The organism is uncultured Succiniclasticum sp. (genome assembly GCF_902793885.1).
Classification (GTDB): domain Bacteria; phylum Bacillota; class Negativicutes; order Acidaminococcales; family Acidaminococcaceae; genus Succiniclasticum.
In genome coordinates this window covers 42,585-61,919 of the sequence record NZ_CADBFF010000009.1, presented here as the reverse complement: position 1 = coordinate 61,919, position 19,335 = coordinate 42,585, and the positions used below count along the sequence as shown (strand labels likewise).

Annotated in this window: 18 protein-coding genes; all 18 read right to left on the bottom strand. The window is 49.0% G+C overall.

The window, feature by feature from the left end; translation table 11 throughout:
- Positions 1–89 precede the first annotated feature (89 nt).
- Positions 90–941, bottom strand: a complete 852-nt coding sequence (locus QZV31_RS06235) for an HAD family hydrolase (protein ID WP_295359117.1) — start codon at positions 939–941, stop codon at positions 90–92.
- Positions 942–1,113: 172 nt separating this feature from the next.
- Complete coding sequence (locus QZV31_RS06230) at positions 1,114–2,109, bottom strand: rRNA adenine dimethyltransferase family protein (protein ID WP_295359115.1); 996 nt, start codon at positions 2,107–2,109, stop codon at positions 1,114–1,116.
- Between the two features lie 7 nt (positions 2,110–2,116).
- Complete coding sequence (gene rnmV, locus QZV31_RS06225) at positions 2,117–2,656, bottom strand: ribonuclease M5 (protein ID WP_295359113.1); 540 nt, start codon at positions 2,654–2,656, stop codon at positions 2,117–2,119.
- 283 nt (positions 2,657–2,939) lie between these two features.
- A complete protein-coding gene (locus tag QZV31_RS06220; RefSeq protein WP_295359111.1) occupies positions 2,940–4,229 on the bottom strand; it encodes a 3D domain-containing protein in 1,290 nt (429 codons plus the stop codon).
- Between the two features lie 114 nt (positions 4,230–4,343).
- Complete coding sequence (locus QZV31_RS06215) at positions 4,344–4,943, bottom strand: hypothetical protein (protein ID WP_093730883.1); 600 nt, start codon at positions 4,941–4,943, stop codon at positions 4,344–4,346.
- Between the two features lie 183 nt (positions 4,944–5,126).
- The gene (locus QZV31_RS06210) at positions 5,127–6,320 is read right to left on the bottom strand and encodes an ABC transporter substrate-binding protein (protein ID WP_093730884.1); all 1,194 of its coding nucleotides are present in this window, start codon (positions 6,318–6,320) and stop codon (positions 5,127–5,129) included.
- Between the two features lie 212 nt (positions 6,321–6,532).
- Positions 6,533–7,201: a hypothetical protein gene (locus QZV31_RS06205; protein ID WP_295359108.1), complete on the bottom strand. Its 669-nt coding sequence runs from the start codon at positions 7,199–7,201 to the stop codon at positions 6,533–6,535.
- Between the two features lie 139 nt (positions 7,202–7,340).
- Complete coding sequence (locus tag QZV31_RS06200) at positions 7,341–8,159, bottom strand: VanW family protein (protein WP_295359106.1); 819 nt, start codon at positions 8,157–8,159, stop codon at positions 7,341–7,343.
- A gap of 133 nt (positions 8,160–8,292) precedes the next feature.
- Positions 8,293–8,829: an HAD-IIIA family hydrolase gene (locus QZV31_RS06195; protein ID WP_093730917.1), complete on the bottom strand. Its 537-nt coding sequence runs from the start codon at positions 8,827–8,829 to the stop codon at positions 8,293–8,295.
- A gap of 106 nt (positions 8,830–8,935) precedes the next feature.
- Positions 8,936–9,583, bottom strand: coding sequence for a nitroreductase family protein (locus QZV31_RS06190; RefSeq protein ID WP_295359104.1), 648 nt, complete (start codon positions 9,581–9,583; stop codon positions 8,936–8,938).
- Positions 9,584–9,606: 23 nt separating this feature from the next.
- Positions 9,607–10,395, bottom strand: coding sequence for a TatD family hydrolase (locus QZV31_RS06185; protein WP_295359102.1), 789 nt, complete (start codon positions 10,393–10,395; stop codon positions 9,607–9,609).
- Positions 10,396–12,705 carry a methionine--tRNA ligase gene (gene metG / locus QZV31_RS06180; RefSeq protein ID WP_295359100.1) on the bottom strand — a complete coding sequence of 770 codons (2,310 nt, stop codon included), beginning with the start codon at positions 12,703–12,705 and terminating at the stop codon, positions 10,396–10,398.
- Between the two features lie 140 nt (positions 12,706–12,845).
- Positions 12,846–13,685, bottom strand: a complete 840-nt coding sequence (gene rsmI / locus QZV31_RS06175) for a 16S rRNA (cytidine(1402)-2'-O)-methyltransferase (RefSeq protein WP_295359098.1) — start codon at positions 13,683–13,685, stop codon at positions 12,846–12,848.
- Positions 13,686–13,924: 239 nt separating this feature from the next.
- On the bottom strand, positions 13,925–14,743 hold the full coding sequence (locus QZV31_RS06170) for a methyltransferase (RefSeq protein ID WP_295359096.1): 819 nt from the start codon (positions 14,741–14,743) through the stop codon (positions 13,925–13,927).
- 64 nt (positions 14,744–14,807) lie between these two features.
- The gene (locus tag QZV31_RS06165) at positions 14,808–15,656 is read right to left on the bottom strand and encodes a stage 0 sporulation family protein (RefSeq protein ID WP_093730919.1); all 849 of its coding nucleotides are present in this window, start codon (positions 15,654–15,656) and stop codon (positions 14,808–14,810) included.
- A 125-nt stretch (positions 15,657–15,781) separates the two neighbouring features.
- On the bottom strand, positions 15,782–16,828 hold the full coding sequence (locus QZV31_RS06160) for a DNA polymerase III subunit (protein ID WP_295359094.1): 1,047 nt from the start codon (positions 16,826–16,828) through the stop codon (positions 15,782–15,784).
- A gap of 231 nt (positions 16,829–17,059) precedes the next feature.
- Positions 17,060–17,704, bottom strand: a complete 645-nt coding sequence (gene tmk / locus QZV31_RS06155) for a dTMP kinase (RefSeq protein WP_295359092.1) — start codon at positions 17,702–17,704, stop codon at positions 17,060–17,062.
- Between the two features lie 100 nt (positions 17,705–17,804).
- On the bottom strand, positions 17,805–19,313 hold the full coding sequence (locus QZV31_RS06150; RefSeq protein WP_295359090.1) for an aminotransferase class I/II-fold pyridoxal phosphate-dependent enzyme: 1,509 nt from the start codon (positions 19,311–19,313) through the stop codon (positions 17,805–17,807).
- Between the last annotated feature and the right edge of the window lie 22 nt (positions 19,314–19,335).

Here is a 19,335-nt window from a genome sequence, read left to right as displayed (position 1 = left end):
ATCATTTTTGTTTTCTTGTCTTCCTTCTTTGCAACTGGCGGTCTGCCCAAAGCATAAAACCACTACGGTACACCACCCTTTCCACATTATTATTTATTTACCCCTGCCAGCTGCGCCTTGGTGTGTGCTTTTAATCTTTCCACGCTGGCCATATTGCGGATAATGTCTTTTACAATGATATCCAGTTGGGAATTCTCGCTGTAATCCGTCGGCTCAATAAAGTTCACCCGCTGGTCTTTGATCAGATCTTTCACTTTATTGCGCTTGCCTGCCTGATACACCGCGATAGAGTAGCCGCCGTTCACCTTTACCAGCTTCATGCATGGCACGTCTGTTAATCCGTCGCCGATGTAAATCATGTTGCGGAAAGGAACGGGCCGGTCTTCCTCCGGTTTGAACCGGTTCAGGTCGTCATCGTTGGAAAGGTTCAACACTCCCTTGTTGATGCGGAACAGAAACTGCGTCTTGGTAGTGTAATTCACCACATTTTTCGGCCAGCAGGCCACGCCGTTTTCATCGTAGAGGAACTCGCCGGCAAACACATCGTCAAACTCTTTGAAAATAGAAGAACCTTCAATGATTTCCCGCAGACCGGAGGAAATAATGTAGTGTTTAATAACTACACCCTGCTCCTTACCGAACTGGTTGATGCGACCGAACCATCCTTCCACACCGTCGTACAGCTTCAAGTCTTTGCCCAGCGCCACAAAGTCGCTGCGGCGGATGGGCTGCCTGTGAATATGGGCTTCATCCAGCATCAGATACATATAGGCCAGGATGCGGTCCATCTTTTTATTTTCTGCCAGGTCAGACGCTTTTTTCCAAAAGGCATCAGCAGACATGCCCAGGTTCGGAATGAAGGTGTAAGCCTGCATATCCGTGGTGCATAAGGTCTTATCAAAATCATACATTAATGCGATAATCGGTTTTTTGGCTGCCATCGTCTATTCCCCTCTACCATTTCTGAAATTTTCGTTCTGTTATCCTTATGCTGTTGTTAATGCAACACAAGCTTTCGTTTTTATATTTGAAAAACCTTTTTTATTCCTGAACTATTCACAAATCTATTTAAGGAGACGCTGATTAAGGAAACGCTGATTAATCAGCATCTCCTTAATTCTTTTCCCATGTTCTTGCCAATGCAGCAAATTCTTCCAGACTTAATGTCTCCGCTCTGCGTGTTCCGTCAATACCGGCCCGGTCCAGCCAGGCTTTTACCTGTTCACCGGTGAGGCCGCCCATATTTTTTAAACTGTTGGTCAGCATTTTGCGGCGTACGGAGAAGGCTGCCGCCACCACTTTAAAGAAAATTTTTTCATCAGGCACATCCACCGGCGGAATGGTTCTGCGTTTGCAGACCAACACCGCGCTGTCCACTTTGGGCGCCGGCAAAAAAGAACCCGCTTTCACAACGAAAGCAATCTTTGGCTCCGTATAATACTGCATAGCTACGGAGATAGCGCCGTAGTCCCGGCCCCCGGGTTTGGCTATCATCCGTTCCGCCACTTCCTTCTGCACCATCACCACCAGCCGTTCCAGCGGAAGTTTCTGCTCCAACAGATACATGATGATGGGCGTCGTAATGTAATAAGGAAGATTAGCGCAGACTTTGAACGGTGCTGTACTGTTATTATTGTTTACAGAACACTCTGCACTGCCCGCAGTTGTCAATGCTGCGTCATCTGCAAATTCCTGCGCAGCATTTTCAGTTGCAACGATGCGGTCACTGCGCTTTGCATTTTCGCAAAGGGCCCGTGTTTCCTCAACAACTTTTAAAATATCTACTTTTAAAATATCCCCCTGCACGATGCGGACATTTTTATAAACGCCCACCGTTTCCTGCAGCACCGGAATCAGCCGTTTGTCCAGTTCCACAGACACCACTGACGCACCTGTCATGGCCAGAGCCTGGGTCAGGGTGCCGATACCGGGACCGATTTCCAGCACCGTATCCTCCGGAGCCAGCTCCGTTGCCTTGGCAATGCGGTTCACCACAGACTCTTCTACAAGAAAGTTCTGCCCCAGATTCTTATCCGCTTTTAAATGAAATGCCTGCAGGATGCGCGTTGTTACTTCCCGCCGGGCGATAATAGGTTGAATGTCTTCCATGTGTGCCTCATTCTTCTTCCACTTTTTTCAGAGCAGCTGCGAACTCTTCTCTTGTAATCCCATACGTATTCAACCGACGCAAAAACGCTTTGGCCGTACCGTACCCGATGCCCAGTTCAGCCCCCAGCAGATCCCGCTTGCGACTGGCATCCGCACTGCCGGACAGTCCGTTGTCACGCAAGTCTGCCACACTGAATACCGGTTCCGGATTATATTCATGATGGTGCACTTTGCTCAGCGCCAGCAGAATGGCTTCCGGTTTCGCCTGCTCGATGCCCACATCATCGGGCACCCGCGCGTCTTTTTTGGGCACAAAGGCCTGCCCTGCATCCGGAAAACGCTCTGTCAGAAACTTGCGGATCCGTTCCCCGGAACCGTCCGGGTCTGTGAGGATAATGATGCCCCGCTTTTTGTACGCCGCTTCAATCTTCTTTAATGTATGGGAGTTAAGGGCGAAGCCGCCGGTTTCAATGGTGTCGCATTCCAACGCCCGCTTCACCGCCACCGTATCCATTTTTCCTTCAACGATTATTACTTCTTTTAGCAATATGAGTTCCTCATGAAATCTTTATAATTCATAAGGAGACGCTGATTAAATGAGTTTGTGCGATGACCGAGGGCTTTTTGCGACTGACAAGGAAATGGCCCGAAGGCGCAGCCGTAGCTGTGTTGAGGGACATTGACGCAGTCAGTCACAAAAAGCACCTGTCAGCGTGCAGACGAATTAATCAGCGTTTCCTTAAGTCAGGAAAAGACACGAGCAAAACATGTTGTACGGTTTTGCGAATTCTTTTCCTGACTGCATAATTTTAAAAAAGTAAAACAGTGATTTATTCCAGAATATAAATCTCCACGTCGCGGCGCCCCCACTGATAACATTCATACAGGGAGTCCATGAACAGGTCGATGCGGTTTCCTACAATAGCGCCGCCCGTGTCCCCCGCGATGGCCATGCCGTAGCCGGGAATATATAGCTTGGTGTAATAAGGAATCTGACGTGGATCTACCGCTACGATACCCCGTTTGGGCCACAGTCCAATGGAAGTCGTCCCGGAAGCACCGCCGCCCCAGGTGTAAGCCGTTGCTTCGCCGTAAATTACTTTTTTATATTTCACATATCCGTTAGGAGTCAGGACAGACTGCGCCACACCCTTCCGCACAATTTCATTTACAGGATTAGCAATACGCCGACGGTCCAGCTCAATCTTTTGCTCGCGGCCGGGACGGGTAATGTTTTCGTAAATAACCAGATCTTTTCCCTTTACGCCTTCTTTTTCCACTTTTTTCGTGCCAAATTCCAGCTCAGGATCTTCAATCACCTTTGTCCCGAAGGGTACTTCCACCTCTTCCTTCGAAAGGAAAGATTTCCGTGCCAACACGTGGATGACCAGGCCGTCCGTGATTTTTGTTTCCAACGGAGGATACACCGTACGGCCATCCAGATTGACTGCCATTTCCTGTAACACTGCACCCACCGTTGTGTTATGCGTCGTAAACTCCTTGGCTACGCCAAAACGGCTCAGGCGTACAGGTTTATGCTGCAAAACGGGCTGTGCCTGGGAAGTTGCAGTCTCATTTTTGTTTTCTGCAGCAGTCACACCGGGTTTGGTATCAGGCTGCGTAACTTTTGCCTCTGCAGTTTTCGATGTTTCTGCTTTTTCCTGAACCGGTTTCTGAGGCTGCACGGTTTCCGTTTTTGTTTCTTTACCTTCTTGTTTCATGGCCGGTACAGGTTTTTCTGTCCCAACTTTTGCAGGGAGGCCCGTCGCCTTGTTACTATCTTCCGTTTTTTTCGTTTCCGAAACAGTGTCTGTTGCCGGCGCCTTCGTCTTGTTATCCTGCTCAACGACCTTTACATCCGCAATCACCCTGTCTCCGGACACGACCTCCACGTTTTTCGTCCGCGGGCCGGATTTACCGGCTGCGTCATCTTCTAATTGTTTCTTTGCCGCTTCTACCTGGCTGGGATCCAAAAAGACCTGCTCCTGGGGCATAAAAGGCCCGGGCTCTTCGGCATACAACAGACCCGGCAGTATAAAAAAAGTGCTTACAGCGAATAGAATCCCTGTGAGACCTTTCAGCAATTTGGGAACTATTTTGTCATTTGTTTTTTTCTTCATATTATATTCCTCCGACAGTGGAATAATTTTATCACAAAATTACAACAAGCGCAAACCGACTGCTGGATATCGGTTTGCGCTACCATATATTGCGGAAGGGATTAATTTCCACTACTATTTTTTATTTTTCTTTCTCCGTATGTTAGTTGTACTGTCCAAGTCAACCGGCATACTATACCACCAGGCGCCGGCAGCAATCCAAAGCATCGTTGCCACCTCTACACGCCCATAGCTGTCCTGGGTTTCAGCGGTAATTTCCTGAACAAAAAACCATACACCGGCAACGGCCATGCCCACGATAAGCACCCAAAAAAGAGCTCTGGGAAGCTGACCGGTTCCCGTATCGCTGCTGCTGACCGCACCGCACATGACCATGCTTTCTATCAGCAGCAACGTGACTGCCGCCAGACTTTTTATACTGCCATTATCAATATAAACATAGTGTAAACCAAAAATGAACATCCCCATACCAAGGATCATCGGTATCAGGGTTTTGATGGCTGACCCGGTCTGTGACGTAGCTTTCGGTAACGATTCCAGCAGTCTGAAATAGCCTACACAAAACACGAATACAGATATGACAAACACGACCCAGAATTTCCACGACTCAGCCTGAGGCAGATAGTACAACAGCACATAGGAAAGAAAAAGCAGGCCGCCCGGTATAATATACTCCCAAATGTCACGTTCTTTCTTATCTATTTGTTGATCCATACAGTTCACCTGTTTTCTGTTTATAATATATTTTTAGAATAGCACGCAACACAAAAATAATCAATACCGCAAATAGTAAAGGACCGCAACAATCTGCCGCAGTCCACTGTTTTATCAAACGATACGCAAGTTAAAAAAGTTCCCGCAGCAAAAGCCGCAGGAACTTTTTATGATTTTTAATGATCAGAAAGCAATCTTGTCAACAAAAGTAGGTTTGCCGTCTTTTACTTCGATGATCAGCGCAGGAACAATCGGGTTGTGCTTGTCATCATAGGTCAGCTTGCCGCCGGCAACCGGCAGGTCTTTCGTCTTGGCCATGGCTTCGGCGATCTTGGTACCGTCTTCACTGCCGGCACGTTTGTAAGCGTCGGCCAGGATCACAACGGTGTTGTAACCCATCATGGAGAAGAAGTCCGGATCCTTCTGATATTTTTCTTTGAACGCTTTGATGAACTTCTGGGTGGAAGGATCGGTATCATCCGCACTGTATGCGCTGCTGTAGTAGGTCTTGTTCAGCGCAGCTTTGCCTGCGATTTCGATTAGCTTCGGGCTGTCCCAGCCGTCGCCGCCCATCATGGGAACTTCCAGACCGATTTCACGGGCCTGTTTTACGATCTTGCCGACTTCTTCATAGTAACCGGGTACATAAATCGCTTCCGGATTGGTTGCTTTCAGTTTGGTCAGACCGGCTTTGAAGTCCATGTCTTTGGCCAGATAAGCTTCTTCGGCAACGATTTTGCCGCCGGCTGCTTCAAAGTTCTTCTTAAATGCTTCAGCCAGACCCTTGGAGTAATCGCTGGAGTTATCGCGGTAAATCGCTACGGTCTTCACTTTCAGTTTCTGGTTGGCAAAGGCTGCCATTACCTTGCCCTGGAACGGGTCGATAAAGCAGGCGCGGAATACAAACTGACGGGTCTTTCCGTCTTTGCCTACGGTGATGCTTTCCGCCGTAGCGGTCGGAGCTACTACCGGCAGTTTACTGGCGGTAACAATCGGTTCCGCAGCCATGGTGCAGCCGCTGGTAGCCGGGCCGACGATGCCGATCAGTTTATTCTGGGAAATCAGTTTAGTTGCAGCATTACCGGACTCGGAAGGTTCCGATTTATTGTCTGCTTCTACGATACGCAGTTTTTTGCCATTGATGCCGCCGGCTTTGTTGATCTCGTCAACCGCCATTTTGCCGCCGGCCAGAGCTGCCTGCCCATAGCTGGCCACATTACCGGTCAATTCATAGTTGGCGCCGATCAACGCTTCCGCAGCCGCCGCTTTGTTATCCGCCGGTTTCTTGGCGCCGCCGCCACCGCCGCAGCCTGCAGTCATCGCTGCCAACAGAACCGCTGCTACTAAAACGCCAGACATTTTTTTCATGAATTTCATAATTTTCCCCCCCTCGCCCTTCTATAGTTACAACAAGTTTTTGTCTTGTACCCTTATGCACATTCATAAAGGACTTCATTTCAATATTTGTAACTATTTGCTTGAAATTATATTGATAATCGGAAATAGTGTCAATGTTTTTCTGTGTTCTGTGTATACAATCAGAAGCAACTAAGAAAAAAGTAACATATTTATCATTTTTGAGGTAAAATTTACTGATTTACATATTCGCACACTTTATCAATCTGCTCTTGAAACGAGCCGTCAAACTTATTCTCAAAAAAAGCTCCGCCAATGGTAAAGGCCCAGGGCGCAATGGATTTAAGCTCCGTTAATCGTTCATAACTGTTGACGCTGCCGGCAATACAAACCGGCGCATGGACACTGGCAACGAATTCCCGGTTCAGGCGTGTTGCGTCGCCCGTATATCTGTACCCTAACAGATCAATACCGTAAACTCCTTTTGCTATGTAGGTTTTTGCTTCCTGTATCATGTCTTTCACAGTGCCATCCAAAACGGACGGCCGGCCGGTAATTTTTCCCACAAAGGGCATGTACTTAATATGATTCAGCCTGCAAAATTCATTTATGGAATCCGAAAACGTGGTGCCCAGAAGAAAATCGCAGTTACAGTCAACCGCTTTTTTTGCACCGTCTATGCATTCCTTTTCGCTGTACGCAACTACCTCCAGAAACGTGGTTTTCCCGCAGCTCTTCATATAGCGGAACAGCTTTTTCATTTGTTCCAAAGGCAGCGGTTCTTCTTTGAACCCCCAAAATTTTGCCCTGGAGTTCCTGCATTGATCAAAAATATCATATGCATTATGAACCGTGAGATCATTATGAGTAAGCATGACAATCAATTCCGGCGCGTTTCCCATAATTACATCCTCGTCTTTCTTCAACTGCCGATTTACTGTTTATGATACATCAAACATTTGGGATTTGGGTCATACTCTGTTGTCAATTAAATCTGTCGGGGTAAATCGCTCTCTGTTGTCTGTCAAATCATTTTGAAAATTATCTGTTGTCAATCAGGTCTTTTGGAATCAGGTCGTAATCGTACATTACTTCCGAATGGTTATCTAAAATGAGTTCTTTATTTATAACATCACCTGTTGACCGTTCAATCGTCTCTCTGAAAATTTTGGAAACCCTGAAATACTTTTCCTCTTCTTTTTGAAAATGATGATCTTCCTCAACCAGGGCATACCTCCAGGGGAATTCCGTTTCGCTGCGTAACTCAGCGTGCAGTTTTTCATCATCGCACCAGACATGCAGCTGGATCATCTGATCGGTATTGTTTATAAAACGGTAATCGATGTAATTGTAGCTGATAGAAGTTCCGGTACTGAACGGCACTCTTTTCCCTTCTTCCGGAGCCAGCGCATCGGAATGATGATGGAACTCCGTAACCTGTAAGGGACTGTGTAAAACCATATAATGGATCGTATTTCCCAAATTGCAAAGGCCGCCGCCCAGTCCTGGAATTAATTTATTGTGAATGATGACGCGTCCGTCTTTATAGCCTTTTTTCTTGGTCGTTTTTCCTACCGTGTGCCAAAAGGAAAACATCTCGCCCGGGCGAATCAGCAGACCGTCAATTTTATCGCAGGCTAACCGGATGTTCACGGCCTTATTTTCCTGCAGCCGTAAATCAACGCCTTTGCCCCGTTTTATCAAATTGCAGCTGTAGCCCGTAACCACATTCGGCAGCCATTTTTCGCTTTTTGTTTTGGCAAATTTTATATCACTTAAATAATCCTTGATATGCCGTTTGCAGATTTCCTTTTTTAAAGAAATTTCATAACAAATCGGGTGGATCTCACAGAAAAGCATTTTCTAACAGCCTCCGTTTTTCAAGCCAGAAAAGGCAAAATCGTACTGTATTTTTACTGTATTTTAAATGAACAAAACACTGGTTAATTCATCAGCATGCCCGCCGGACATTTTCTCACCTGACCGGTATTTCTTACCGCTCCGTCTTCAGAATGTCTCCCAACCGGTGCTGATAAACTCCGGTGATTCTGTAAAGCGCAAGAATGATTTTTTCCAGATTGCGCCGGATTCCTATTTTAGTCTCTACTTCAGCGGTCACATATTTTACAAGTATATTGGCTATGCCGCATTTATTAGCGCCGTAAATGTCGATAAAAATCTGGTCTCCGATAAAAAGCGTTTCATTTTTTCGGATGCCCATCATCTCAACAGCTTTCAAATAACATTCCGGATTTGGCTTTTGTGCATCACAAAGGTACAGTGTATCAATATTTCTGATAAACCGTTTCACTCGTTCTTCACTGTTATTGGTTAACAAAAGAGTTTTCAGTCCTGCAGCTTGAATGGATTTAAACAGCGCATCTATTTCTGCTGTTGAATCGGCTCCGTGGGGAACCAACGTCATATCGATATCGAAGATGATTCCTTTGTAGCCTTTTTGCAATAATTTTTTGTAATCGATAGAAAACACACTGTCCACATATTCATAAGGAAACAGCAGGCTGAACATGAAAATACCTTCCTCTTAAAAACGAAATCGCTTTCACTCTAAAGACTTCCCTGAGTGGCAGCGATTTTTGACGCTGTAAGAGCAATAAAAATAACGCTGCTATGGATTATTTAATAAACGTTGCCACGTCGTGCAGCGTTTTCCGCGCCCGGGCCCTGGGGGCTTCCTCTCCGTAACCAAAAGCAAGAGTTGCCACCAGCATGCCGTGTCCCGGATTTTTCTTTTCCAGCCATGCGGAAATTTCCGGATACGCAAAGAAGACATCGCAGATCCACAGGCTTCCGATTCCCAGTTCCTGCGCAGCCAGCAGCATATTTTCAATGGCTGCCGCTACAGACTGCACATTACAGATTTCTGCCACCCGCTCATCTACGGACAGATTATCTGTAAAGTCAATGCCTTTGCCCCGTTCATTGGAGACCAGCACGACCACCGGAGCCTCCCGCATTACATTCACGCTGGTAAAGGCTCCGTTGATAAATTTCATGCTGTCCGGCAAAAACGGCTCGTGGGCTTTCACTTCCAGATTCAGCCCCCGTTCCATGACACGGGTCAGCTCTTCTTTGGCCTCTCCCCGTACCACCGTAAAGTGCCAGGGCTGCCGGTTTTTGGAAGAAGGAGCCGCTATCCCTGCCTCCAAAATTGTGTGCAGGTCCATTTCGGAAATGGGTTCTGATTTAAATTTACGGATACTGCGTCTGTCTTTAATCGCCTTTAATGCAGATACGGAAACCTTCTTTTCGCCATCCTCCATGGTCTCATCCCTCTTTTGCTTTTTTATTTCATTTTGTTAAACAACATGCGGGCATTCTTCGTGGTCTGCTCCGCAATATGCTCAAAACTTGTGCCCCGGACCAGGGCCGCGTTTTTGGCAACATATTCTGTCAGGCTTGGGTCGTTGCGCCGTCCCCGGAACGGTTCCGGAGCCAGATAGGGACAATCCGTCTCCAGGACAAACGACTCTTCCGGACAGGCTGCCAGCACTTCCCGCACCTTCTTGTTATTCTTATAGGTAGATGTTCCGCCAAAGCCTAAATAGTAACCGCGTTTCCACAGTTCCTTCGCCATTTCCAGGGAACCGGAATAACAGTGGAACACCACCTTCAGTTCTTTGGGAACTTCATTCCGGAAAAAGTTCAGGCAGTCGCCGTGGGCTTCCCGGTTATGGATCACGACCGGCAAGTCCAGGGAATATGCCAGGTCGCACTGCTGTTTCAACCGCAGCAGCTGCACTTCCTTCGGCTCGTTTTCCTTCCAATAATAATCCAGCCCGATTTCCCCGATGGCCACCACTTTTGTATGCTCCCGGGCCAGCCGTTCCAGTTCGGCAACGTAGCTTTCGTCTTTGATACCAGCCAGATCTTCCGGATGCCAGCCCACTGCGGCATACACAAAATCATACTGCTCCGCCATGTTGACGGATGCAACGGAAGATTCATACGTGGTTCCCTGGGTGATGACCGCTTCCATATCATTGGCCAGCCGTTCCATCACCGCAGCACGGTCTGAATCAAAACGGTTGTCATCTAAATGGGCATGAGTGTCTATGATACCTAATCTTGACATCTACTTCACTTTGCTCCCGCTCTTAATATTGGGCGCGTCCGCCAGCACCAGATTGCCTTCGCCATCTGACGCCGCCAGCAGCATGCCGTACGACATAATGCCCCGCAGTTTGGTAGGCTTCAGATTCTTAATGACGATAACATTTCGGCCTACCAGTTCTTCCGGTGTGTAATACTGGGCAATGCCGGAAACGATGGTGCGTTCTTCTTCGCCCAGCTGCACCTGAATCTTCATCAGCTTATCCGTTTTAGGCACCCGTTCCGCAGACAGGATTTTAGCTACCCGCAGGTCAATCTTGGCAAAGTCGTCAATGGTAATTTCACCCTCTGCTGCCGGCGCCGATTTTGCCGCGTCACCGCCCCGTGCCGCTTCTAATGCAGCATTCTTCACTTCCGTTGCCGTGCGCACCGCATCGTCCGCCGCCGCGCTGACCCGTGCACGGGCCGAAGCCACCGCCGCTAACACCGCGCCGCCTACTGCTTTGGCTGCATCGCCCGCCGCCGCTACTGCGTCACTGGCCGCATCCGCTGCCGACGTTGCTTTTTTCGCTGCCGCTTCCTTGGCCGCCAGGGCTTTGGCTTTGGCTTCTTCCGCCTTGGCCTGGGCTTCTGCTAAGGCATCGATTTTTTTAGTACCATTCTTTTTCTCTTTTTTATTATTGGCTGCTTTGACCGGTTCCGGATGATACTCTTCATGTTTTCCGGTTTCCGGATTGTACACCTTGCCTGCATATTTTTTGGTGGCACCGATGAGGGTACGACCGTCCGGCAGCACATCAATACGCGGATACAGCGGTTCGCCCTTCACTACTTTGGTGCCGTCGGCAATACCGCCCCACGTTAAATCTTCCAGCAGGTTCTGTTCTTTGCATTCCAGTCCCAGCTGTTTTAAGATTTCCGGCGTAGTTCCCGGAATGAAAGGCTCGATCATCACAGCTACAAAGCGAAGTACTTCCGCCAGGTTGTACAGCACCAGATGCAGACGGTCGGCATCGGCCGGTTCTTTGACCAGCTTCCAGGGCGCCGTGTCATCAATATATTTGTTGGCGCTGGCTACAAGACTCCATACCGCTTTGATGGCGTCATTGATTTCCAGCTTATCCATATGTTCCTGATACGAAACCAGTGTGGCTTCTGTCAGTTTGACCAGATCCGTATCCACATCCAGGGCTACGGCCGGGCAGTTTTTCAGTTCGCCGTCGTGGTATTTTTCCACCATGCTGACCGTACGGTACAGCAGGTTGCCCAGATCGTTGGCCAGGTCTGCGTTGATACGGTTGATGAGAGCGTCGCGGCTGAAGTTGCCGTCACTGCCCAGATTGATTTCCCGCAGCAGGAAATAACGGATTGCGTCTGCTCCGAATTCGTCAATCAGGCCGTTGGGGTCAACCACGTTGCCGATGGACTTGCTCATCTTGGTGCCGTCCACTACCAGCCAGCCGTGACCATACACTTTTTTCGGGATTTCTTCTTCCATGGCCATCAGCATGATAGGCCAGATGATGGAATGGAAACGCACGATTTCCTTGCCCACCAGGTGAATATCTGCCGGCCAGTATTTTTTGAACATTTCTTCATCCGATTTATAACCGACGGCAGTCATGTAGTTCAACAGGGCGTCAAACCAGACATAGACTACATGCTTGGGATCGAAGGGCGCCTTGATGCCCCAGTCAAAGGAAGTGCGGGTTACGCAAAGATCTTCCAGTCCCTGTTTGATAAAGTTGATCATTTCGTTGCGGCGGGCCACCGGCTGGATGAAATCCGGATGCTCGTCAATGTATTGCAGCATGCGGTCCGCGTACTTGCTCATCTTGAAGAAATAGCTTTCTTCCTGCATCTTTTCTACGGGACGGCCGCAGTCGGGGCAGTTCCCGTCCACCAGCTGATGCTCGGTCCAGAAGGATTCACAGGGCACACAGTACCAGCCTTCATAGTTTTTCTTGTAAATGTCACCTTTATCGTAAATCTGCTGCATCACGGCCTGCACCACTTTTTCGTGGCGCTCCTGGGTGGTGCGGAGAAAATCATTGTTGGAAACTTCCAGCCGTTTCCACAAGCTCTGGAAGGTAGCCACGATTTTATCTACATATTCAATGGGCGTAATACCCAGATCTTCCGCTTTGCGCTGAATCTTCTGCCCGTGCTCATCGCTGCCGGTGAGGAAAAAAACATCTTCCCCTTTGGCCCGGTGATAGCGGGCAATGGCATCCGCCACCGTGGTGCAGTAAGCATGACCGATGTGCAGTTTTTCACTGGGATAATAAATCGGCGTGGTAATAAAAAACGGTTTCTTTTCTTTGTTTTCCATGACAAACCCTTCTTCCTTTTATATAGTATGTCTGCCTTGCAGAATTGTTACCTGAATTTTGTCAAACGCTTTAATTCCTAATGCTTATCTCATCGTGTAGAAAAAAGTTCTAACATGAAAATTTATCTACATCTTATATTTTACTCTTTTTCCTGCTCCTGAATCAAGCGGTTATATAAATCCCGTTTGGGAATTTTAAACTGTTTTGCGATTTCACTTAACGCTTCTTTTTTGGGAACGCCTTTTGTAATTTTTTCTTTCACCATGTCCAGCGGGTCTGTGTCACCCACATCGTCCGGCGGTTTTTCTTCCGCCTGGGCGATTACCAGCACAAATTCGCCCCGGGGCGGGTTTTCCTTTAAATACGATATTGCCTGTAAAACACTTCCCCGCCAGAACTCTTCGTGCAGCTTGGTCAACTCCCTGCCGAAGGCCATCTGCCGGTCGCCCCATACTGCCAGAATTTCTTCCAGCACTTCCACGATCCGGTGAGGCGCTTCATATAACACAACGGTCGCGGGAATCTGCTTCCATTTTTCCAGCTGCTCTCTCCGGTTCTTTTTGCTTTTTGGCAGAAACGCTCCGAAAAAGAAAGGCGTGGACGGAAGTCCCGAAGCTACCAGAGCCGTAAGGCAGGCATTGGCACCCGGCACCGGCGTGACGGTGATGCCGTTTTCAATAGCCAGCTGCGCCATGGCCTCCCCCGGATCCGAAATCCCCGGAAAGCCTGCGTCAGTTACCAGCGCTACATTGTTTCCCTGCAGCAGTTCCTGCAGTAAAACAGGTCCCTGCTTCTCTTTATTGTTTTCGTCGTAATGGATCAGCTTTCCCTTAATGGAAAAATGGTTCAGCAGCTGCAGCGTGCGCCGGGTGTCTTCCGCTGCAATTAAATCAGCATCCGTCAGCACCTGCACCGCCCGCGGCGTCATGTCGCCCAGATTTCCGATAGGGGTTGCGACCAAAAATAATGTACCGGACATAAGGTCTCCAAAAACACAGCATAAAAGTTTGAAAATTCTATAGCATGATAAGATTTCGCAAAACTGTTCACGTTTGTGATTCCATGGACTCATGCGCCTGTGGCTTCGAAACTCGGGGCTTCGCCCCTCAAACAGTCTCGCCACCGCGGCGCATTTCATCTCATGGAATTACACAAACGCTCTCAATGTTTTGCTCAATCTTATCACGCTGCTAGTGTTCTTCTAACTTCTAATCTATTTTAATCTTTCTCCATTTGTCTTTTCGCCTGCTCCGTCAGCGTGCCGTCCGCATTATACATAATCAGCGGCGGCAACACTTCTAATCCGTAGCTTCCGTTTTTTACCATTTCCAGCAAAAAGATCCAGGCCGGTTTATCTACGGAAGCATGGACCCACTGAAGTTTTTTAGGCTGCAGGTTATATCTGATAGCCAGTTCCATGGATTCCATGAACCGTTCCGGCAGCTGCACCAGGGCAAAACGCCCCCGACTGTGCAGCGCATAACAGGCGGCCGCAAAAAAATCTTCCAGCACTGCAGTTTTTTCGTGGCAGGCACCGGTTCCTATGGTCCGCTCCCTGCCGCTGTTTCGATACGGCGGATTAGCAACAACCAAATCAAACGATTCTGTCGGGCAAAAACTTTTTATTTCTTTTATATCCCACTCCAGCGCATGAACTTTAGGCGCAAGTTTCTTGGATTCGGGTACAGAGTCGTCTGTCACAGAAACAGCTCCGCGCTTTCGCACTTCTGCTTTCATCTCAGTTGCACCGGTCTCTGCCTCTTCCTGCCAGAAAATCCCGTTCGCCTCCGCACTGCGGTTGAACAGTTCCACCATCCGGGGATTCACATCCAGCCCGGTCACTTCCACCGCGCCCCGGGCTGCCAGATAAAAACTGATAGCCCCGGTGCCGCAGCCTAATTCCAACACTTTCGCTTTGTTGGCCAAATGGGGAAAGTGGGCCAGAAATACGGAATCGGTCGTAAAGGTAAACTCCGCCGGGTCCTGATAAATTTTATATCCGCACCCCGGCAGGTAATCTTCTCTGATTTCGCTCATAGCTTTTTGTAAAAATTATCTTAATTCCAACAGGTATTGGCATTAAGCACAACACTCCATTTTCTTAATCGTCATCCATAGCCTGGGATGCGTCAATCAACTCATCCCACTCCAGCGTCACCACATTATCCGGGGAAAGCTGCACCGTAGCAGTATGTTTGGCTTTGTTTACGGTAGTAACCTTGCCCTTGCCCATACTGGTGGCCACCATGGAGCCCACCTGAGGCGCTTCCGCATATTCCTTCCGGGGCCGGCTTCCTTTTCCTTTTTCTTTGGCATACATATAATCTTCATATTTAAGGCAGCACATCAGGCGTCCGCAGCTGCCGGAAATTTTGGTAGGATTCAGAGACAAATTCTGATTCTTTGCCATACGGATGGAAACCGGTTCAAAATCTCCCAGCCAGCTGGCACAGCACAAAGGCCGCCCGCAGCTGCCGATGCCGCCCACCATCCGGGCTTCATCCCGAACTCCGATCTGCCGCAGCTCGATGCGGGTACGGAATACGGAAGCCAGATCTTTCACCAGTTCCCGGAAATCAATACGACCGTCTGCCGTAAAATAGAAAATGATTTTATTAATATCAAAAGTAAATTCCACATCCACCAGATTCATTTCCAGCCCGTGACGCTGAATCCGGCGCTGACAGATATTGAAAGCCTCCCGCTCCCGTACCTGGTTCTGAATCACCGTTTCCTCATCTTCCGGTGTGGCTTTGCGAAGGATCGGCTTCAGCGGAGCCTTGATCTGTTCTTCCGGAATTTCCCGGGTACCGATGGACACCGTTCCATATTCCATGCCCCGTGCCGTTTCCACAATGACGTGATCCCCTGACACAAATTCGATATCCAGCGGATCAAAATAATATATTTTGCACGTTTTCTTAAAACGGATTCCTACAACTTTTTTCACACTAACCTCCATTCCGCCGCCAGGATTCAGCGGCATAAACCTTCACGAAAGAACTCTTTCATACCGGTCTCCTTTCTGCCAAAGGACAGACCGCCGGGAATACAGAACTCTTTCAAATCATATTATTACAATCTTCCTTCGCAGCATGCATTAATCTTAAAGGTTACATTGTCCAACACACTTTTGGTGTTGGCCCGCCGCACTGCGGCTGCCGCTGCTTCCTGCGCCGCCTCCGAGGCCTGATGGATTCTTCTCTCATCCCATTTTTTTGCTATGGCCTGCAATTGAGGCAACGCATCTATATTAAAAATCTGATTCGATAACCCGCTCTTCACAAACAGCAAGTCCCGCAACAGCAAAACCGTCATTGTCACAAAACGCTGCAGTTGCTCATTGCCACCGGAAGAGGGGATCACATCAGAAAAATAATCTTCATTCAGCAGATAGGTCATGGGCGCCTGCATGGGAAACTCCGCTACAAACTTCAAGGCTGCATTGCGGTAGTCCATGATCCGTTCTTCCCGGAACCGGAGCGCCTGTCCTAACGACCCATCAGACAGATGCGCCAGCAGGTCCGCTTCGGCCTCGGGAATATCTTTAGTCAGTAATGCTTTTTTTGTTTCCTGCACAGACAGCGGCGTAAACCGCACCTGAATCACCCGGGATAAAATGGTGGGCAGGAGACGGCTCACCGACGAAGCCACCAGAATAAAGAACCATTTGTCCGGCGGTTCCTCCAGCAGTTTCAACAGCGAATTGGCCGCTTCCGTATTCATGGTGTCCGCTTCGTTGACAATGCAGATTTTTTGTTTTGACAATGTGGGACCGAACGCGGACTGTTTAATTAAATTGCGGATCTGGCTCACGGAAATAATTTTTGTTTTTTTCTTTTCCTGTTCCTCATCTGTCATGGGGTCGAAGTACAGGTAATCCGGATGAGCGAAGTTGCCGGTTTCAAAGTTCAGCAGGCGGCAGCTTTCACACTGATTGCAGGGCCTATCTCCCTGTGAGGAACCCAGGCACAGAAACGCTCTGGCAAACTCTTTGGCCAGCAGGCATTTGCCGATTCCCTCCGGTCCGTAGAACAACAACGCGTGAGGCCGTTCTTCCCGATTTAAGAATCGTGCCAGGAACTCTTTATTCTGTTTATGTCCTACGATCTGGTCAAACATAGCGCACCTGTAAGAAAGCTTAAAAATATTGGTTAGGAAAAGATATGAGCAAAACGTCGGGAATGATTGCAACATTCCATGAGGTGAAATTCGCCGTTATGGCGAGACTGTTTGAGGGGCGAAGCCCCGAGTTTCGAAGCCATAGGCGAATGAATCCATGGAATAGCAATCATGAACGGTTTTGCGAATACTTTTTCTAACTTAAAAATTAAGTTTATTCCTGTCCGGTTTCTAAAATCCGGCATCCCGTAATATTTTCTGGATTTCTGCCTGCACGGCTTCCGCAGGCTGCAGCGCATGAACCTTTTTAACGCGTTCCGGATCAGCATTCGCCAGCAGTAAAAAACCATCCCGCACTTTTTTCTGGAAGTCCAGACCTTCCTGTTCAAAACGGTCCTGCACGCCCCTGTCCGCCCTGCGCTGCAGCAAAGCTTCCGGCGCGGCGTCCAGCAGGATCGTCAGTTCCGGTTGCACGTTGTCCGCGGCAAATGCACAAAGAGCTTTTACTTTATCAATCTCAACCCCGCGGACAAACCCCTGATACACCATCGTGGAATCCGCAAAGCGGTCACAGAGCACAATTTTGCCCTCTTCCAGCGCAGGCCGGATTACTTTTTCCACATGCTCCGCCCGGGCTGCCAGATATAACAGCACTTCCGTTCTCGGATTCACAGCAGCATCTGCATCCAGCACTACGTTACGGATCCGTTCCGCCAGTTTCGTACCGCCCGGTTCCCGGGTGGTCACCACTTCGTAGCCGCGGTCCAGCAGATACCTGGCCGTCAACTGCAGCTGGGTAGTCTTACCGCTGCCGTCTACCCCCTCCATCGTAATGAAACAACCTTTTTTCATTGCTTTCACATTAAATCCAGCCATAAAACCGGATGTTCCTTTCTAAAAATACTATATCTTTAACACACTGTCATCAGGCAGTGTATTTTATAACGTTTTTACCTGTTAAAGAATTACATTCTTTTCACTCTTGTGTCAGCACCCTCACGGTCTGCAGCGAAGTGTCTGCCGGTCCGCTGACAGGCAGCCCCTGCTGTTTCATCAGACAGCACCATGCAACAATTTTATCTGTAAACCGCTCCCCGGGCAAAATCACGGGGATGCCGGGCGGGTAAAAACTGATTGGCTCAGCACAAATCAGGCCGACTGCCCCGGAAAGCGGGACCGTTTTCTTTTTTCCGTAAAATACGGTACGCATCGGCACGGCAGCTTCTGTTACCGGAATCTCCGCCTGTTGCGCCTTTTCTTTTTCCGCCGCTTCCGTTTCCAACGCTTTGACCTGTTCCACAGATCTTGCTTCCAGCGGATTCTTCACCGGTCGCAGTTTCTGCAATGTTTTACAGATCCGATTCACCGTATCCTGCCACTGCACCGGCGCCCAGTCCGCATACGTCACCAGGAACAAAACGTTCTGCAGATCTACCAGTTCCACCGCGATTTTTTCTTTGCGCAGGGCTTCTCCAATGGTAACACCGCTGACGCCCCACTCTTTCAAATTTATAGTAACCTTTGTACTGTCTAGTGCAGCAATTCCATACTTACCTGCCACGTCTTCCGGACGGATGACGTGCAGCCCCGGAATTTTCGCCAAACTATTGCGCAACATCTGCGCAGCCCGTAACGCATCCTCTAACATGACAGCACCCCGTTCCGCCAGCTGGGCGCGGGCCGCGTCCAGAGAACCCATCAGCAGATAGTTGGGACTTGTCGTAGTAAGCAGGCTCATTACATCCGCCGCGTGACGCAGATCGATACGCGCACCTTTCACCTGCAATAAAGAACACTGGGTCAGCGCCCCTAAGATTTTATGGGTGCTCTGGGCTGCCATATCCGCCCCGCAATGCATGGCAGAAGGCGGAAATTGATCATGAAAACCTAAGTGGGGACCGTGCGCTTCATCCACTAACAGCACCGCGTTATGGGCGTGAGCAATCTCAGCAATCTGTTTTACTTCTGCCGCCATGCCGAAATAATTAGGAGACGTCAGCAGCACTGCTTTTAGACCCGGGCACACCGCAAACGCTTCTTTCACCTGCTCCGGCGTAACCTGCCCCTGCATACCAAACTCTTTTATATATGCAGGCTGAACATACACAGGCACTGCGTCTGCCAGAATCAGTCCGCCTGTCACACTGCGGTGGGCATTCCGGGGAACCAGAATCCTGTCGCCCGGCTGCAGCGCCGTAAGCAACATGGCATGAATGGCGCCCGTCGTTCCGTTCACTGCAAAAAAGCAGGCATCGCTCCCATATAACTTTGCCGCCTCTTCCTGTGCTTCTCTGATACAGCCGCAAGGCGCGTGGATGTCGTCCAGCTCGCTCATGAGGGAAACGTCCATCCGTAACGCAGTGGAACCCAGCAGCGAACGCAGCGGTTCCGCCATGCCCCGGCCGCCTTTGTGGCCCGGCGTATGCAGCGGATACACCTGCTCCTGCAGATAACGTTCCATTGCCTCCACTAACGGTTGTTTCACGACAGTTTCCTCCTTTGGCAGT

Coding starts and splice junctions, on each gene's coding strand:
- rsmI (WP_295359098.1), bottom strand. CDS start 13,685: ATGTCCGGTACATTATTTTTGGTCGCAACCCCTATCGGAAATCTGGGC.
- QZV31_RS06160 (WP_295359094.1), bottom strand. CDS start 16,828: ATGTTTGACCAGATCGTAGGACATAAACAGAATAAAGAGTTCCTGGCA.
- QZV31_RS06220 (WP_295359111.1), bottom strand. CDS start 4,229: ATGAAGAAAAAAACAAATGACAAAATAGTTCCCAAATTGCTGAAAGGT.
- QZV31_RS06200 (WP_295359106.1), bottom strand. CDS start 8,159: ATGCTTTTCTGTGAGATCCACCCGATTTGTTATGAAATTTCTTTAAAA.
- QZV31_RS06205 (WP_295359108.1), bottom strand. CDS start 7,201: ATGGGAAACGCGCCGGAATTGATTGTCATGCTTACTCATAATGATCTC.
- QZV31_RS06215 (WP_093730883.1), bottom strand. CDS start 4,943: ATGGATCAACAAATAGATAAGAAAGAACGTGACATTTGGGAGTATATT.
- QZV31_RS06230 (WP_295359115.1), bottom strand. CDS start 2,109: ATGGAAGACATTCAACCTATTATCGCCCGGCGGGAAGTAACAACGCGC.
- QZV31_RS06235 (WP_295359117.1), bottom strand. CDS start 941: ATGGCAGCCAAAAAACCGATTATCGCATTAATGTATGATTTTGATAAG.
- QZV31_RS06185 (WP_295359102.1), bottom strand. CDS start 10,395: ATGTCAAGATTAGGTATCATAGACACTCATGCCCATTTAGATGACAAC.
- QZV31_RS06210 (WP_093730884.1), bottom strand. CDS start 6,320: ATGAAATTCATGAAAAAAATGTCTGGCGTTTTAGTAGCAGCGGTTCTG.
- QZV31_RS06195 (WP_093730917.1), bottom strand. CDS start 8,829: ATGTTCAGCCTGCTGTTTCCTTATGAATATGTGGACAGTGTGTTTTCT.
- QZV31_RS06170 (WP_295359096.1), bottom strand. CDS start 14,743: ATGAGCGAAATCAGAGAAGATTACCTGCCGGGGTGCGGATATAAAATT.
- QZV31_RS06190 (WP_295359104.1), bottom strand. CDS start 9,583: ATGGAGGATGGCGAAAAGAAGGTTTCCGTATCTGCATTAAAGGCGATT.
- tmk (WP_295359092.1), bottom strand. CDS start 17,704: ATGGCTGGATTTAATGTGAAAGCAATGAAAAAAGGTTGTTTCATTACG.
- metG (WP_295359100.1), bottom strand. CDS start 12,705: ATGGAAAACAAAGAAAAGAAACCGTTTTTTATTACCACGCCGATTTAT.